Annotated in this window: 15 protein-coding genes; 6 read left to right on the forward strand and 9 right to left on the reverse strand. The window is 63.0% G+C overall.

Features of this window, described 5'->3' with window-relative positions; all coding sequences use genetic code 11:
• Positions 1 to 82: 82 nt before the first annotated feature.
• From rng to mreB, 5 genes are all read right to left on the reverse strand, one after another.
• A complete protein-coding gene (gene rng, locus CKW35_RS09770; RefSeq protein ID WP_016485023.1) occupies positions 83 to 1,540 on the reverse strand; it encodes a ribonuclease G in 1,458 nt (485 codons plus the stop codon).
• 54 nt (positions 1,541 to 1,594) lie between these two features.
• Complete coding sequence (locus tag CKW35_RS09775; RefSeq protein ID WP_016485022.1) at positions 1,595 to 2,206, reverse strand: nucleoside triphosphate pyrophosphatase; 612 nt, start codon at positions 2,204 to 2,206, stop codon at positions 1,595 to 1,597.
• A 33-nt stretch (positions 2,207 to 2,239) separates the two neighbouring features.
• Entirely contained in the window at positions 2,240 to 2,728 is a 489-nt protein-coding gene (mreD, locus tag CKW35_RS09780) for a rod shape-determining protein MreD (protein ID WP_016485021.1), read from the reverse strand.
• Positions 2,728 to 3,723: a rod shape-determining protein MreC gene (mreC, locus tag CKW35_RS09785; protein ID WP_060517615.1), complete on the reverse strand. Its 996-nt coding sequence runs from the start codon at positions 3,721 to 3,723 to the stop codon at positions 2,728 to 2,730. Before mreC ends, mreD begins: the two co-directional genes overlap by 1 nt.
• 226 nt (positions 3,724 to 3,949) lie before the next feature.
• Positions 3,950 to 4,987 (reverse strand): rod shape-determining protein MreB, encoded by a 1,038-nt coding sequence (gene mreB / locus CKW35_RS09790; RefSeq protein WP_003255163.1) that lies wholly within the window; start codon positions 4,985 to 4,987, stop codon positions 3,950 to 3,952.
• A gap of 205 nt (positions 4,988 to 5,192) precedes the next feature.
• Here mreB and gatC point away from each other — a divergent pair, with 205 nt between their 5' ends.
• From gatC to CKW35_RS09815, 5 genes are all read left to right on the forward strand, one after another.
• The gene (gene gatC, locus CKW35_RS09795) at positions 5,193 to 5,480 is read left to right on the forward strand and encodes an Asp-tRNA(Asn)/Glu-tRNA(Gln) amidotransferase subunit GatC (protein WP_016485019.1); all 288 of its coding nucleotides are present in this window, start codon (positions 5,193 to 5,195) and stop codon (positions 5,478 to 5,480) included.
• A 15-nt stretch (positions 5,481 to 5,495) separates the two neighbouring features.
• A complete protein-coding gene (gatA, locus tag CKW35_RS09800) occupies positions 5,496 to 6,947 on the forward strand; it encodes an Asp-tRNA(Asn)/Glu-tRNA(Gln) amidotransferase subunit GatA (protein ID WP_016485018.1) in 1,452 nt (483 codons plus the stop codon).
• A gap of 11 nt (positions 6,948 to 6,958) precedes the next feature.
• Complete coding sequence (gene gatB, locus CKW35_RS09805) at positions 6,959 to 8,404, forward strand: Asp-tRNA(Asn)/Glu-tRNA(Gln) amidotransferase subunit GatB (RefSeq protein ID WP_095115793.1); 1,446 nt, start codon at positions 6,959 to 6,961, stop codon at positions 8,402 to 8,404.
• Positions 8,405 to 8,541: 137 nt separating this feature from the next.
• On the forward strand, positions 8,542 to 8,916 hold the full coding sequence (locus tag CKW35_RS09810) for a septal ring lytic transglycosylase RlpA family protein (protein WP_095115795.1): 375 nt from the start codon (positions 8,542 to 8,544) through the stop codon (positions 8,914 to 8,916).
• A 60-nt stretch (positions 8,917 to 8,976) separates the two neighbouring features.
• Complete coding sequence (locus tag CKW35_RS09815) at positions 8,977 to 10,020, forward strand: calcium/sodium antiporter (protein WP_024717620.1); 1,044 nt, start codon at positions 8,977 to 8,979, stop codon at positions 10,018 to 10,020.
• A gap of 95 nt (positions 10,021 to 10,115) precedes the next feature.
• Here the strand turns inward: CKW35_RS09815 and CKW35_RS09820 are convergent, their stop codons facing one another.
• The 4 genes from CKW35_RS09820 to CKW35_RS09835 form a co-directional block, all read right to left on the reverse strand.
• Positions 10,116 to 11,477, reverse strand: a complete 1,362-nt coding sequence (locus CKW35_RS09820) for an amino acid permease (RefSeq protein ID WP_023048012.1) — start codon at positions 11,475 to 11,477, stop codon at positions 10,116 to 10,118.
• A 53-nt stretch (positions 11,478 to 11,530) separates the two neighbouring features.
• A complete protein-coding gene (locus tag CKW35_RS09825) occupies positions 11,531 to 12,472 on the reverse strand; it encodes an AEC family transporter (protein ID WP_016485013.1) in 942 nt (313 codons plus the stop codon).
• A gap of 208 nt (positions 12,473 to 12,680) precedes the next feature.
• Positions 12,681 to 13,241, reverse strand: a complete 561-nt coding sequence (locus CKW35_RS09830) for a response regulator transcription factor (RefSeq protein WP_095115797.1) — start codon at positions 13,239 to 13,241, stop codon at positions 12,681 to 12,683.
• On the reverse strand, positions 13,241 to 14,497 hold the full coding sequence (locus CKW35_RS09835; protein WP_016485012.1) for an ATP-binding protein: 1,257 nt from the start codon (positions 14,495 to 14,497) through the stop codon (positions 13,241 to 13,243). The genes CKW35_RS09830 and CKW35_RS09835 overlap by 1 nt, the downstream gene beginning before the upstream one ends.
• 200 nt (positions 14,498 to 14,697) lie before the next feature.
• On the opposite strand from CKW35_RS09835, the gene CKW35_RS09840 reads away from it, so the two are divergent.
• A complete protein-coding gene (locus CKW35_RS09840) occupies positions 14,698 to 15,414 on the forward strand; it encodes an SIMPL domain-containing protein (RefSeq protein WP_016485011.1) in 717 nt (238 codons plus the stop codon).
• Positions 15,415 to 15,560 lie beyond the last annotated feature (146 nt).

Below are 15,560 nucleotides of genomic sequence, written 5' to 3' on the forward strand. Positions count from 1 at the left end.
GGCCCTCCAAGTCGTTTATCCATGATGGCCGGTAGTGGCGATTTTGCCAGCCCGGCCATCCAGCGGCGCGTTCGAGAAGACCTCAGAGCAGCACCACGTCGTATTGTTCCTGCGAATACATCGACTCGACCTGGAAGCGAATGGTTCGACCGATAAAGGCTTCCAGTTCTGCCACGTTGCCGGACTCCTCATCCAGCAGGCGGTCGACCACCTTCTGGTTGGCCAGCACGCGGTAGCCCTCGGCCTGATAGGCACGGGCCTCGCGCAGGATCTCGCGGAAAATTTCGTAACAGATGGTCTCGGGGGTTTTCAGCTTGCCACGGCCCTGGCAGGCCAGGCACGGCTCGCACAACACCTGCTCCAGGCTTTCACGGGTGCGCTTGCGGGTCATCTGCACCAGGCCCAGTTCGGTGATGCCGATGATGTTGGTCTTTGCGTGGTCCCGTTCCAGCTGCTTTTCCAGTGTGCGCAGCACCTGGCGCTGGTGTTCTTCATCTTCCATGTCGATGAAGTCGATGATGATGATGCCGCCGATATTGCGCAGGCGCAGTTGCCGGGCGATGGCGGTGGCAGCCTCCAGGTTGGTCTTGAAGATGGTCTCTTCAAGGTTGCGATGGCCAACGAATGCACCGGTGTTCACGTCAATGGTGGTCATCGCTTCGGCCGGGTCGACTACCAGATAGCCGCCGGACTTGAGCGGGACCTTGCGCTCCAGCGCGCGCTGGATTTCATCTTCGACACCATACAAGTCAAAGATGGGCCGTTCACCAGGGTAGTGTTCAAGGCGGTCGGCGATCTCCGGCATCAGTTCGCCGACAAACTGCGTGGTCTTCTGGAAGGTTTCACGCGAGTCGATGCGGATCTTCTCGATCTTCGGGTTGACCAGGTCACGCAGGGTACGCAGGGCGAGGCCAAGGTCCTCGTAGATGACCATGGGGGCGCCGCAGGTCTTGATCTGCGAGCCAATCTGCTCCCACAGGCGACGCAGGTACCGGATGTCCTGCAAGATCTCTTCGGCACGCGCGCCTTCGGCGGCGGTGCGCAGGATGAAGCCGCCGGCATCCTTGATGTTTTCGCTTTCCATACAGTTGCTGACCACCTGCTTCAGGCGGTCCCGCTCGGCTTCGTCTTCGATCTTAAGCGAAATGCCGACATGACTGCTGCGCGGCATGTACACCAGGTAGCGCGAAGGGATCGACAGCTGGGTGGTCAGGCGCGCACCTTTGGTACCGATCGGGTCCTTGGTCACCTGCACCACAAGGGCCTGCCCTTCATGCACCAGTGCAGTGATGGTCTCGACTGCCGAGCCTTCACGCTGGGAGATCTCCGAGGCATGGATGAACGCGGCACGCTCCAGGCCGATGTCGACGAAGGCCGCCTGCATGCCCGGCAGCACACGCACCACCTTGCCCTTGTAGATATTGCCGACGATGCCACGGCGCTGGGTGCGCTCGACGTGCACTTCCTGCAGTACCCCGTTTTCCACCACCGCCACGCGTGACTCCATCGGGGTGATGTTGATCAGGATCTCTTCACTCATGGCCGGCTCTCGTCAAAGGTCTTTTGTAATGATGGATGGCGTACGCCGTGCTGGCTACCGCGGGTTTGTTACCTCTGGCGTATGCACGGGCGATTGCCAACAGGCGATACCAAACGTGCCAAGCAACTCGGCCGTCTCACTGAGGGGCAGGCCTACCACGGCCGAATAACTGCCGCCAAGGCCGGTGACGAACACTGCGCCCAGGCCCTGGATGGCGTAGCCACCTGCCTTGTCCACAGGCTCACCGCTGGCCCAGTAGCGTTGCGCTTCATCGGCGCTGATGGCCCGGAAGCGCACCTTGCTGGTGACGCACAGGCTTTGCGTAAGCAGCCCATTGCTGAGGGCAACCGCAGTCAATACCTGGTGCTCGCGGCCCGACAGGTCGGCCAGCATGGCCAGGGCCTCTTCGCGGTTTTCCGGCTTGCCCAGAATACGCCCGTCGAGCACTACGGCAGTGTCTGCCCCCAGCACCACTGCCGGGCCCTCGACACGGGCCAGACCGGCAGCAGCCTTGGCCCGGGCCAGGCGCTCAACGTAGGCCGGGGCATTTTCACCGGGCAGCGGGGTTTCATCGATGGGCGCACTGACGACAGTGAAGGGCACACCGATCTGGGTCAGCAATTCGCGACGGCGGGGCGAGCCAGAGGCCAGGTATAGCGGGTTCATGCAGACATCTCCCTGTCAGTTGCGGCGTCGCCGTCAGTTGATATGCAAGCGTCGGCGCAGGTCGCGCAGGGCGAAACTGATCCATGGCCAGAGCAAGGCACTGATTACCGCGGACCAGACCAGCGCCAGGGTCGGCAGGCGGTTGCCGGTCAGCGCGCTGAGCCACAACTGGATGAGTTGGGCAATGCCGAATATGACCAGGATCACCAGGCTCTGCTGCCACATGGGGAACATGCGCAGGCGCTGCTGCAGGGACAGCACCAGGAAGGTGATGAGGGTGAGGATCAATGCGTTCTGCCCCAGCAGAGTACCGTATAACACGTCCTCGGCCAGGCCCAGCACGAATGCCGTGGTCATACCGACCTTGCCCGGCACCGCCAGGGTCCAGAACGACACCAGCAAAGCCAGCCACATGGGGCGGAACACTTCCATGAACTGCGGCATGGGCGAGACGCTGAGCAGCAGGCCGATGGCGAAAGTCAGCCAGATGACCCAGCCGTTGTTGCGGCGTGAAGCAGCCATCATTGTCTCCGGGTGTTAGCGGGTGCGGCAGGCGCTGCGGCAGGCGTGGCAGGGGTAGCTGCCGGGGCTGCTGGCTGGGCGGCCGGCGCTGCGGGTATGGCTGGCGCCACAGGCGTATTGCTGGCCGGTGTGCCCTGCTCACCTGTGCTGGCCGGTTGGCCGAGGGCCGAGGTGCCCTTGCGGTCCGCCTCTTCCTGGGCGATGGCGGCGTCGGTAGCGCGCTGCTCCGGGGTACGCCGGTCACTGAATACCAGCAGCATGTAGCGGCTGCGGTTGAGCGCGGCAGTGGGGATGGCGCGCACGATGGCGAAAGGCTGCCCGGAATCGTGGATCACCTCGTTGACCGTCGCCACCGGGTAGCCGGCCGGGAACCGTTGGCCCATGCCGGAGCTGACCAACAGGTCGCCTTCCTTCACGTCGGCGGTATCGGCCACATGGCGCAGTTCAAGGCGCTCCGGGTTACCGGTGCCACTGGCGATGGCACGCAGGCCGTTGCGGTTGACCTGCACCGGGATGCTATGGGTGGTATCGGTCAGCAGCAGCACCCGCGACGTGTAGGGCATCAGCTCGACTACCTGGCCCATCAGGCCGCGCGCATCGAGTACCGGCTGGCCAAGGAACACACCGTCACGCTCGCCCTTGTTGATCAGTATGCGGTGGGTGAACGGGTTGGGGTCGACACCGATCAGCTCGGCCACTTCGACTTTTTCGTTGACCAGCGCCGAAGAGTTCAGCAATTCACGCAGGCGCACGTTCTGCTCGGTCAGGGCTGCCAGCTTCTGCAGGCGCCCCTGCAACAGCAGCGCTTCGGTCTTGAGCTTTTCGTTTTCGGCAATCAACTCGGTGCGGCTGCCGAACTGGCCGGCCACGCCTTGCCACGCACGTTGCGGCAGGTCGGTGATCCAGTACGACTCCATCAGCACCAGCCCCATCTGGCTGCGCACGGGCTTGAGCACGTCAAAGCGCGCGTCGACAACCATCAACGCGACCGACATTACCACCAGAACGAGCAGGCGAACGCCCAGCGAAGGGCCCTTGGAGAAAAGCGGTTTAATGGGCCGTTCCTCGTGGACGACTCAGGAGGTCATTGGACATGGGACAACGCACCAGCCTGGTTGCGGGTTGACGGATACGGCGCCCTTAACGGGCGCCAGCCCAGCACATACAGGTAGCACTGTGCGTAGTACCTGTAAACCGGGCGCTCGTGAACAGCGAGTGGGATCACTCGCTGGAGAGCAGGTCCATCGCGTGCTTGTCCATCATCTCCAGGGCGCGACCGCCGCCACGGGCGACACAGGTCAGCGGGTCCTCGGCGACGATTACCGGCAGGCCGGTTTCCTGGGCCAGCAGTTTGTCGAGGTCGCGCAGCAGCGCACCACCACCGGTCAGCACCAGGCCACGTTCGGCGATGTCCGAAGCCAGTTCGGGCGGCGATTGCTCCAGGGCGCTCTTCACGGCCTGGACGATGGTCGCCAGCGATTCCTGCAACGCTTCGAGCACTTCGTTGGAGTTAAGGGTGAAGGCACGCGGTACGCCCTCGGCCAGGTTGCGGCCACGCACATCGACTTCGCGTACTTCGCCGCCCGGGTAGGCGGTACCGATTTCCTGCTTGATGCGCTCGGCAGTGGACTCGCCGATCAGGCTGCCGTAGTTGCGGCGCACGTAGGTGACGATGGCCTCGTCAAAGCGGTCGCCGCCAACGCGGACGGATTCGGCATAGACCACGCCGTTCAGGGAGATCAGCGCGATTTCAGTGGTACCACCACCGATATCGACGACCATCGAACCGCGGGCCTCTTCAACCGGCAAGCCAGCACCGATGGCAGCAGCCATCGGTTCTTCGATCAGGAACACTTCACGGGCACCGGCACCCAGGGCCGACTCGCGAATGGCGCGGCGCTCTACCTGGGTCGACTTGCACGGTACGCAGATCAGCACGCGCGGGCTTGGCTGCAGGAAGCTGTTCTCGTGAACCTTGTTGATAAAATACTGCAACATTTTTTCGCAAACGCTGAAGTCGGCGATGACGCCGTCCTTCATCGGACGAATGGCAGCAATGTTGCCAGGCGTACGGCCCAGCATGCGTTTGGCTTCGGTACCGACGGCGACGACGCTTTTCTGATTGCCATGGGTACGGATGGCAACAACCGAGGGCTCATTCAGGACGATACCGCGCTCACGCACGTAAATAAGGGTGTTGGCAGTACCCAGGTCGATGGAAAGATCGCTGGAAAACATGCCACGCAGTTTCTTGAACATGGGAAAGTGACCCTGGGGAAAGCGTGGGTAAAAAAGTGCGGCAAACTCTAACAATGGCAGGGATTTTGGGCAAGGAGCCAATATGTTAAATTGGCTGTTTTTCCGAGCACGCCAGCCGATGATCGCGGCCGTTGGACCGCCAGAAAGCTGACATGTTCCTCACCGCGGACCCAAATTCCGTTCTTTGTTTCCCTTGGAGATCCTCATGGCGCTTGAACGCTGCGACGTGGAAAAGATCGCCCATCTGGCCCGTCTGGGGCTGAATGATGGCGAACTGCCACGCATTACCGAAGCCCTGAACAGCATCCTCGGGCTGGTCGACCAGATGCAAGCGGTCGATACCACTGGCATCGAGCCCCTGGCCCACCCGCTGGAAGCCAGCCAGCGCCTGCGCCCCGACCAGGTCACCGAAAGCAACCAGCGCGATGCCTACCAGGCTATCGCGCCCTCGACCGAAAGCGGTCTGTACCTGGTTCCCAAAGTCATCGAGTAAGGGATAGAGCCTGCCATGCATCAATTGACCCTGGCCGAGATCGCCCGCGGACTCGCCGACAAGTCGTTTTCCTCCGAAGAGCTGACTGGCGCCCTGTTGGCGCGCGTCAAGCAACTCGACCCGCAGATCAACAGCTTCATCAGCGTCACCGAAGACCTGGCCCTGGGCCAGGCGCGTGCCGCCGACGCCCGTCGCGCCGCAGGCGAAACCGGCGCGCTGCTGGGTGCGCCCATCGCCCACAAGGACCTGTTCTGCACCAACGGCGTACGCACCAGTTGCGGCTCGAAGATGCTCGACAACTTCAAGGCACCCTACGACGCCACCGTGGTCGCCAAGCTGGCTGAAGCCGGCATGGTCACCCTGGGCAAAACCAACATGGACGAGTTCGCCATGGGTTCGGCCAACGAATCCAGCCACTACGGCGCGGTGAAAAACCCATGGAACCTCGAACACGTCCCGGGCGGTTCGTCGGGCGGTTCGGCCGCTGCCGTGGCCGCGCGCCTGCTGCCAGCCACCACCGGCACTGACACCGGCGGTTCGATCCGCCAGCCGGCAGCACTGACCAACCTCACCGGCCTCAAGCCGACGTACGGTCGTGTGTCGCGCTGGGGCATGATCGCCTACGCCTCCAGCCTCGACCAGGGCGGCCCGCTGGCCCGCACCGCCGAAGACTGCGCCCTGCTGCTGCAAGGCATGGCCGGTTTCGACGCCAAGGATTCCACCAGCATCGAAGAGCCGGTGCCGGACTACAGCGCCAACCTGAACGCTTCGCTGCAGGGCCTGCGCATCGGCCTGCCAAAAGAGTACTTCGGGGCCGGCCTCGATCCACGTATCGCCGAGCTGGTCCAGGCCAGCGTCAAAGAGCTGGAAAAGCTCGGCGCGGTGGTCAAGGAAATCAGCCTGCCGAACATGCAGCACGCCATCCCGGCCTACTACGTGATCGCCCCGGCGGAGGCCTCATCCAACCTGTCGCGCTTCGACGGCGTGCGCTTCGGTTACCGCTGCGAAGCGCCGAAAGACCTCACCGACCTGTACAAGCGGTCCCGTGGCGAAGGCTTCGGCATTGAAGTGCAGCGCCGCATCATGGTCGGCACCTACGCCCTGTCGGCCGGCTACTACGACGCCTACTACGTGAAGGCGCAGCAGATCCGCCGCCTGATCAAGAACGACTTCATGGCCGCTTTCAACGATGTCGACCTGATCCTCGGCCCGACCACGCCAAACCCGGCCTGGAAGCTTGGCGCCAAGAGCAGCGACCCGGTCGCCGCCTACCTCGAAGACGTCTACACCATCACCGCCAACCTGGCGGGCCTGCCGGGCCTGTCGATGCCGGCTGGCTTCGTCGACGGCCTGCCGGTCGGCGTGCAGCTGCTGGCGCCGTATTTCCAGGAAGGCCGCCTGCTCAACGTCGCGCACCGCTACCAGCAAGTGACCGACTGGCACACCCGTGCCCCCAACGGCTTCTGAGGAGTTCACACATGCAATGGGAAGTTGTGATCGGGCTTGAAATCCACACTCAGCTCGCCACCCAGTCGAAGATCTTCTCCGGCAGCGCCACCACCTTCGGCTCCGAGCCGAACACCCAGGCCAGCCTGGTAGACCTGGGCATGCCCGGCGTACTGCCGGTGCTGAACCAGGAAGCCGTGCGCATGGCGTGCATGTTCGGCCTGGCCATCGATGCCGAAATCGGCGAGCGCAACGTGTTCGCGCGCAAGAACTACTTCTACCCGGACTTGCCCAAGGGATACCAGATCAGCCAGATGGACCTGCCGATCGTCGGCAAGGGCCACCTGGATATCGCCCTGGAAGACGGCACCATCAAGCGTATCGGGGTCACCCGCGCGCACCTGGAAGAAGACGCCGGCAAAAGCCTGCACGAAGACTTCAGCGGCTCCACCGGCATCGACCTTAACCGTGCCGGGACCCCGCTGCTGGAAATCGTCTCCGAGCCTGACATGCGCAGCGCCAAGGAAGCCGTGGCCTACGTCAAGGCGATCCACGCACTGGTGCGCTACCTGGGCATCTGCGACGGCAACATGGCCGAAGGCTCGCTGCGCTGCGACTGCAACGTGTCGATTCGTCCGAAGGGTCAAGCCGAGTTCGGCACCCGCTGCGAGATCAAGAACGTCAACTCGTTCCGCTTCATCGAGCGCGCGATCAACAGCGAAATCCAGCGCCAGATCGACCTGATCGAAGACGGCGGCAAGGTGGTGCAGGAAACTCGCCTGTACGACCCGAACAAAGATGAAACCCGCTCCATGCGCAGCAAGGAGGAAGCCAACGACTACCGTTACTTCCCCGACCCGGACCTGCTGCCGGTAGTGATCGAGGACAGCTTCCTCGAAACCATCCGCGCCGGCCTGCCGGAGCTGCCGCCGCAGAAGGTCGAACGCTTCCAGCGCCAGTATGGCCTGTCGGCCTACGACGCCAACGTGCTGGCTTCGAGCCGCGAACAGGCGGACTACTTCGAGGAAGTGGTAAAAATCGGTGGCGACGCCAAGCTGGCGGCCAACTGGGTCATGGTCGAGCTGGGCAGCCTGCTCAACAAGCTGGGCATCGAGATCGACCAGGCACCGGTCAGCGCCGCGCACCTGGGTGGCATGCTGCTGCGCATCCGCGACAACACCATCAGCGGCAAAATCGCCAAGACCGTATTCGAGGCGATGGCTGCCGGTGAGGGCGATGCCGACAGCATCATCGAAAGCAAAGGCCTGAAGCAGGTGACCGACACCGGTGCCATCGACAAGATGCTGGACGAGATGCTGGCGGCCAACGCCGAGCAGGTCGAACAGTACCGTGCGGCCGACGAGGCCAAGCGTGGCAAGATGTTCGGCTTCTTTGTCGGCCAGGCGATGAAAGCCTCCAAAGGCAAGGCCAACCCGGGGCAGGTGAACCAATTGCTCAAGGCCAAGCTCGAAGGCTGACCTGAATAGGCTGCGAGGGCGCTGCCCTCGTTCGCGGGCTTGCCCGCTCCCACAGGTACTGCACCGCTCTCACAGGCGGTGATGTGCCTGTGGGAGCGGGCGCTGCCCGCGAATGGCCGCACTGGAGCACATCTGACTTGCTGAAAAGACTTTGGGGCACCCTCGCCCTCTTCTCCCTGCTGGCCGGGTGCGCCAGCCATGACATCGACCCGCGTGGTTACGACCAGACGGGCACCGCTTCCTATTACGGGTCGCGCCACCACGGCAAACGCACCGCCAGTGGCGAGCCGTTCAACCAGCACGGTTTTACCGCCGCCCACCGCAACCTGCCGTTCGGCACCCGCGTACGGGTCACCAACACGGCCAACCAGCGCAGTGTGGTGGTGCGCATCAACGACCGTGGCCCGCACACCCGCGGCCGCCTGATCGACCTGTCTCGCGCCGCTGCAGAAAAAATCGGCATGCTCCGTAGCGGAACGGCACGCGTGCGAGTACAAGGGCTTAGCGACTGACGCGACAGGAGTCCGACCATTTTCGACTTGGCCACCCTTCCCACCTTCAGCCTGTTGCAACTGGGCATTGCCCTGCTGCTGCTGGTCGGCGGCGCCGAATTGCTGGTGCGCGCAGCGCTGCGCCTGGCTCAGCGCCTTCATGTTCGCCCGTTGATCATCGGCCTGAGCCTGGTGGCCTTCGGCAGTACAGCACCACAACTGACCGTGAGCCTGCAGGCGGCCTATCAGGGCGCGCCGGATGTGGCGGTCGGCAGCGTGATCGGCAGCAACATCTTCAACGTACTGGTCATTCTTGGCCTGGCCGCGCTGATCATCCCGCTGCGTGTGTCGCGCCAGCTGGTGCGCCTGGACATTCCGCTGATGATCCTCGCCAGCGGCCTGGTCTATGCCTTGTCCGCCAACGGTTACCTGGGCCGGGTGGAAGGGGGGCTGCTGCTGCTTGGCCTGGCCGGCTACCTGGCAATGCTCTGGCACCAATCGCGCCACTACGCACGCACTTACCCCGCGCCGGACACGGCAAAATCCAGCGCCAGGCGCTTCTGGTCAGGCACGCTGCTGCAGGTGCTGGCCGGCTTTGGCCTGCTGAGCCTGGGGGGCCACCTGCTGCTGGAGGCCGCCGTGGAGGTTGCCACAGACCTGGGGCTGTCCGAGCGCATCATCGGCCTGACCGTCGTCGCCATCTGCACATCCTTGCCAGAGCTCGCCGCCGCGCTGATCGCGGCCCTGCGTGGTGAACGGGAAATCGCCGTGGGCACCGTGATCGGCAGCAACCTGTTCAACCTGCTGGCAGTGCTGGGCCTGACCGCGCTGATCACCCCTGTGCCGCTGTCGATCTCGCCCAACGCCCTGGCCTTCGACCTGCCGGTTATGCTCGGCGTCGCCGCGCTAAGCCTGCCGGTGTTCTATTCCGGCTACCGCATCACCCGCGCCGAAGGCCTGGTGTTCCTTTGCCTGTACCTGGCCTACGGCCTGCACGTGGCGGCGTTCACCATGGGCATGCCGCTGGCCGGGCGCCTGGAGCGGTTGATGCTGTTCTATGTGCTGCCTGTGCTCGCGGTGGTGCTGCTGTATACCACCGTGCGCGCCTGGCGCCGGCAGCATTGATCGGGCCATGTCATCTGGCGCATGCCTTAAGCCTTGTGTCGCCCTTACGATCGAGCGCCGCGCGGGCGGCGCTCGATCTCACAGGCGATACAAATCTAACGGCGAACCTGCCGAGCCTTCTTCAGCTTGAAGGCCACCCACAGCACGGCAATCCATGCCGGGATCAGCATCACCGAGATGCGAATCGGCGGAGTCAGGTACATCACCACCAGAATCAGCACAATGAACGCCAGGCACAGGTAGTTGGTCAGCGGGTGCCCCAGGCTCTTGTAGAACGGGGTAATACCGGCCGCCAGCTTGGCCTTGCGGAACTTCAAGTGGGTAATGCTGATGCTCGCCCAGTTGATCACCAGCGCCGACACCGCCAGGGCCATCAGCAAGCCAAAGGCCTCGCCCGGCATGAGGTAGTTGATCACCACGCACAGCCCGGTCGCGAAGGCGGACACGCCCAGTGCAGTCAGCGGCACGCCGCTGCGGCTGACTTTCAGCAACTGGCGCGGTGCGTCACCCTGGCTGGCCAGACCAAACAGCATGCGGCTGTTGGCGTACACGCAGCTGTTGTAAACCGACAGCGCAGCCGTCAGCACCACGATGTTGAGGATGGTTGCCACCAGGTCGCTGTCCAGCTCGTGGAAAATCATCACGAACGGGCTGCCACCCTGCACGACCTTCTGCCACGGGTACAGGGACAGCAGCACCGCCAGGGCACCGATGTAGAAGATCAGGATGCGGTACACCACCTGGTTGGTGGCCTTGGGGATACTCTGGCGCGGGTTGTCGGCCTCGGCAGCAGTGATACCCACCAGCTCCAGCCCACCGAACGAGAACATGATCACCGCCAGCGCCATCACCAAGCCGCTGACACCGTTAGGGAAGAAGCCGCCGTACTGCCACAGGTTGGCCACGCTGGCATCCGGGCCGCCATGGCCGCTGCTCAGCAACCAGGCGCCGAAGCCGATCATGCTGACGATGGCCACTACCTTGATCAGGGCGAACCAGAATTCCATTTCGCCGTAGACCTTCACCTGGGTCAGGTTGATCAGGTTGATCACCACAAAAAATATCGCCGCCGTGGCCCAGGTGGGGAATTCCGGCCACCAGTACTGCACGTAGATACCCACGGCCGTCAGCTCGGCCATGCCAACCAGTACATACACCACCCAGTAGTTCCAGCCCGACACGAAGCCTGCAAACTCGCTCCAGTACTGGTGGGCAAAGTGGCTGAAGCTACCGGCCACCGGCTCTTCCACCACCATTTCACCCAGCTGGCGCATGATCAGGAAGGCCATCAGGCCAGCGATGGCATACCCCAGCAGTACGGAGGGCCCGGCCAGCTGGATGGTCTGGGCGATGCCCAGGAACAAGCCGGTACCGATGGCCCCGCCCAGCGCGATCAGCTGGATATGGCGATTCTTCAGCCCGCGCTGTAACTGCTCGGGCTTGCTCTGGTCTTGCATGAAGTGTCCTTTAGCTCAGTGAGGCTGTTTTTGTGTTGTTTGCAGTCAAGGATCTAGATCCATCCGCCCCACTGCAAGATGAAAATGCCGATATTGGTGGTGATTGCCGCCATTAAGGTGGTGATCACGATGATCGACGCAGCCAGCTCATGGTTGCCGTTGGCCGCCCGCGCCATGACGTAACTGGCAGCTGCGGTCGGGCTGCCGATGTACAGGAACAGGATACCCAGTTCGGCCCCGCGAAAGCCGCACAGCCAGGCACCGAGGGTGCCGGCCAGCGGCAGCCAGACCATCTTTACCAGGCTGGCGTCGATGGCCAGCCGGCCGCTGTCGCGCAGCGCCGCCAGCGACAGGGTGCCGCCAATACACATCAATGCCAGCGGCAGGGTCATCTGTGCCAGGTAATCACCTGAAGTAAGCAGCCAGTTAGGGAGCGGCACCTGGCCGTAAGCCATGGGTGTCGCGACCAGCACGCTGATGATCAGCGGGTTGCTTAAAATGCTCTTGCAGATGCTCCACGGGTCGGACTTGAGGTCCGGGCTGTACACCGCCAGCACCACTGCCGACAGCGAGTTGTACATCAGGATGACCAGGCCGGCGAGCACTGCACCCAGCGAAATACCGTAGTCGCCGTAAAGGCTGGCAGCCAGGGCCAGGCCGATCACGCCGTTGTTGCCGCGGAACGCGCCCTGGGTATAGATGCCCCGGTCGGCCTGCGGGCTACGCCAGATGGCCATGCCCCAAGCGACGCCGAAGCCCACCAGAGTGGCGACGATGAAGTAAAGGATGACACCGGGCTTCACCGCAGCAGCCAGGTCGGCGTGGTAAATGCCGAGGAACAACAGCGCAGGCATGCAGACGTTGAACACCAACTGCGAGGCAACGCGGTTGAAATTATCGTCGATCAGACGGATGCGTTTGAGCAGCACGCCCATGAACAGCATGGCGAAGACAGGTGCCGTGATGTTCAGCGTCTGGATAAGAAGGGCGAGCATGCGCAAGCGATCCTGGAGAGGTTGCCGTTAGGTGGCTAATGATACGCCAACGGCTGGTATTTGCGGGGATCGCGGGCTTGTAGAAAAATTTCTGTCAGTGCCGGCCTCTTCGCGGGACAAGCCCGCTCCCACAGGTATCGCACAAATCTTCAGACCTGTTCAGGACCTGTGGGGAGCGGGCTTGCCCCGCGAAGAGGGCAACGCGGACTCAGCGCCGGACCGGGCGCTTCTGCAGCTTGCGCTGCAAGGTCCGGCGGTGCATGCCCAGCGCACGTGCGGTGGCCGAGATGTTGCCCTCGTGCTCGTTCAGCACGCGCTGGATGTGTTCCCACTGCAGGCGGTCGACCGACATCGGGTTTTCCGGCACCAGGGTATCCAGGTCGGTGTGCTCCGACAGCAATGCTGCCAGCACATCATCGGCGTCAGCCGGTTTGCACAGGTAATTGCAGGCGCCGCGCTTGACCGCTTCCACCGCCGTGGCAATGCTCGAGTAACCGGTCAGGATCACCACGCGCATTTCAGGGTCCAGCTCCAGCAGCTTGGGCAGCAGCACAAGGCCGGAGTCACCGTCCATCTTCAGGTCCAGCGTGGCGTAATCTGGCAGGTCCTGCTGGGCCAGAATCAAGCCTTCCTCGGCCGAACTGGCGGTGCTCACGCGGAAACCGCGACGGCTCATTGCCCGGGCCATGACCCGGATGAAGGTGGCATCGTCATCCACCAACAGCAGGTGCGGCAGCTCTTCGCTTTCGACCTGGTTTTCTTCGCTCATCATTCATCTCCTCGCTTGCCATAGGGCAGGCGCAATTCGGTCAGGGTGCCACCCTGTTCATGACTATAGAGTTTCACCGAACCGCCCGCACGGGTCACGCTGGCCTTGCTCAAGAACAGGCCCAGGCCGAAGCCTTTGCCTTTGGTGGTAATGAAGGGTTTGCCGATGGCTTCGGCAATGGCCGGCGGCACGCCAGGGCCATGGTCACGGATACTGATGACGATGTCCTGAGCGTCCCAGTCCAGGCGCACTTCCAAGTCATCGGGGCAGGCATCGGCTGCATTGTTCAACAGGTTCAGCAGCGCCTGGGTCAGGTCTGGTGGTGGCGTCAGGCGCGGCACTTTGCCATCGCGCAACCGCTGGAAGCGGTAGCTGGCTTCCGGGCGCATCAGGTGCCAGCGGTTCAGCGCCTCGTCCAGCCAGGCGGTCACCTCCTGCTCCACGATCGCCAGGCGGCGGTTGGCTTCGGCGGCGCGCACCAGCTGTTGCAAGGTCTCTTTGCACAGCTTTACCTGGTCCTGCAGGATCTGCAGGTCTTCCTGCAGCAGCGGGTCGGTGTGGTCCTGACGCATTTCGTTGATCAGCACGCTCATGGTCGCCAGTGGCGTGCCCAGCTCATGGGCAGCACCGGCGGCCTGGGTAGCCACGGCCAGCAGTTGCTCATCGCGCAGGCTTTCTTCACGCCGCTCGGACCGCAGTTGCTCCTGGCGGCGCAGCTCTTCGGCCATGCGTGCGGCAAAGAAAGTGATCACCGCCGCAGCCAGGGCAATGCTCAGCCACATGCCGTAGACCTGCATCTTGTCCCGCGCCATGGGCAGGCCCTCAAGCGGGTAGAACTGCACCAGCAGCAGGCTGTAGGCGGTCAGGGCGATACCCGACAGAATCAGCGAATACAGCCACGGCAAGGTCACTGCGGCAATCGCCAGCGGTACCAGGTAATACGACACGAACGGGTTGGTCGAGCCGCCGGAGTAATACAGCAAGGCACTGTGGATCAACAGGTCACAGGCCAACTGCAGGGCGTACTCCATTTCGGTGACGGGCAGCGACAGGCGCAAGCGCAGCGCGGTGAAGGCACACAGCAGCGACGACAAAGCCAAGGTGCCCGCCAGCGACAGCCACGGCAAGGGTAGCAATTCGGTCCAGTAGGCGACGCCCACGGAGCCAGCCTGGGCAGCCAGGACCAGGACCCGGATGACGGTCAGGCGCCAAAGGTTCTGGCGGGTAGCAGATAGCGGTTGTACGGCGGCGAGCATGAGCTCTCCTGATGAGTGCTCCAGAAAATCGGCTGGAGTATACCGAAGCCGGGCGCCTCGCTGCAGCGCTGCGGCAAAGCGCCACAGTTTGTCACAGGTTCATGATGGCACTTTTGAACCCACTACACTGTTGCCGGTCTGATGGGCCATGCGTGGAATGATGGCCAAACCCCACGCCTTTTATTGCCAAGGAGTACCACATGCAAATCCCACGTCGCGGCGCCGCCCTGATTCTGTCCTGCGGCTTGCTCGCCAGCCTGCCTGCGCTGGCTGCCGATGAGCCACGTTACAACCAGGTATCGCTGCGCGCTGAAGTGAGCAAGGAAGTGCCGCGCGACCTGATGGTCGTGACCCTGTACAGCGAAGCGCAGAACAGCGACCCGGGCAAGCTGGCCAAGCAGATCACCGAAACCATGAACAAGGCCGTGCAGCAGTCGCGACAGGTCAAGGACGTGAAGATCAGCCAAGGCAGCCGCAACAGCTACCCGGTGTATGACAGCAAGGGCCAGAAGATTACCGGCTGGCGCGAGCGCGCCGAGCTGCGCCTGGAAAGCGACAACTTCCCGGCCCTGTCCCAGCTCACAGCCGACCTGCTGCAAGAGCTGAAAATGGGCGGCATGGACTTCTCCATCGCACCGGCCACACGCAAGGCCAGTGAGGATGCATTGCTCAAGGACGCCGTCGATGCCTTCAAGGCGCGTGCTCAACTGGCCACCGAGGCGCTGGGCGGCAAGGGCTACAAAGTGGTCAGCCTGAACCTCAACAGCAGCGGTTACCCGCGCCCGTACCTGCGCAGTGCGCCAATGGCGATGAAAGCCATGGGGGCCGACGAAGCAGCGCCAGCGCCGGATATCGAGGCGGGCACCAGCGAAGTGAGCATGAATGCTGATGGCCTGATCGAAGTGCAAATGCCCTGACAGCCACGAGCTTCAAGCGGCAAGCTTCAAGTTGACTGTGAACCCGGTCTGCTGTGGCTTGCTGCTTGCCGCTTGAATCTGCTTTTCAGACATTTCCTACGCAACACCCAGGTGCGTCCTACGTTTATCACCGCCTAGAAACATCG

The organism is Pseudomonas sp. Irchel 3F3 (assembly GCF_900187545.1).
Lineage (GTDB): Bacteria > Pseudomonadota > Gammaproteobacteria > Pseudomonadales > Pseudomonadaceae > Aquipseudomonas > Aquipseudomonas fortuita.